This is a genomic window from Roseateles sp. P5_E11, from assembly GCF_054049355.1.
Genome location: NZ_JBFUMO010001019.1, coordinates 1 through 1,160 on the forward strand (window position 1 = coordinate 1; position 1,160 = coordinate 1,160).

Consider the following 1,160-nt stretch of genomic DNA (forward strand, 5'->3'; position numbering starts at 1 on the left):
CCGCTGGTCGTGGCCTATGCCATCGCTGGTACCGTGACCCGCGACCTGATGACGCAGCCCGTGGGCTACAACAGCAAGGGCCATCCCGTCTTCCTGGGCGACATCTGGCCCAGCAGCGACGAGATCTACGCGCTGATGAAGCATGCGATGGACCCCGTTGCCTTCAAGGCCAACTACGACCAGGTCGCCACCAAGCCCGGCAAGCTGTGGGACGCCATCAAGGGCGTCAAGGGCCAGGTCTACAACTGGCCCAAGAGCACCTACATCGCCCAGCCGCCCTTCTTCGAGGGTTTCACGATGGTCCCACCGGCGCTGGTGTCGGGCGTCAAGGGCGCCAAGGTCATGGCGCTGTTCGGCGATTCGATCACCACCGACCACATCAGCCCGGCCAGCTCCTTCAAGGAGACGACGCCGGCCGGCCAGTTCCTGACGGCCAACGGCGTGGCCAAGGCCGACTTCAATTCCTACGGCGCGCGCCGCGGCAACCATGACGTGATGATGCGCGGCACCTTCGCCAATGTGCGGGTGAAGAACCTGATGCTGCCCGCCCGGCCCGACGGCTCGCGCGAGGAAGGCGGCTACACGCTGAAGGGCGGCCAGCAGACCACCATCTACGACGCCGCCATGGCCTATATCCAGGAAGGCACGCCCACCGTCATCTTCGCGGGCGAGGAATACGGCACCGGGTCGAGTCGAGATTGGGCCGCGAAGGGAACTCAACTGCTGGGCATCAAGGCCGTCATCGCCAAAAGCTTCGAGCGCATCCACCGCAGCAACCTGATCGGCATGGGTGTGCTGCCGCTGCAGTTCAAGGCCGGCACGAGCTGGGAGTCGCTGGGCCTGACCGGCGCGGAGACGATAGACATCGGCCTGGCCGAGGTGATCAAGCCGCAAGGCGACGCGGCGATGACGATCACCTACGCCGACGGATCGGTCAGGCAGGTACCGCTGACGCTGCGCATCGACACGGCCATCGAGGTGGACTACTACTACCACGGCGGCATCCTGCCGTTCGTGTTGAGACAGTTGCTCGCGGCCTGAGACCTCTCGCCCAAGGAGTACCTTGGTCGGTCTCCCGAGGAGACGGCGATGCTTGCCGGATTGACCGGCAAGCACATCGCCCAACGCGGGCCGGCTAGGGAGCGGCCCGGCGCTCGACC

1 pseudogene is annotated in these 1,160 nt (G+C 65.7%); it reads left to right on the top strand.

The features are described from left to right. Window positions 1–1,041 (top strand): annotated as a pseudogene (gene acnA / locus ACXJKR_RS33055) (aconitate hydratase); the annotation flags it as partial. Window positions 1,042–1,160 lie beyond the last annotated feature (119 nt).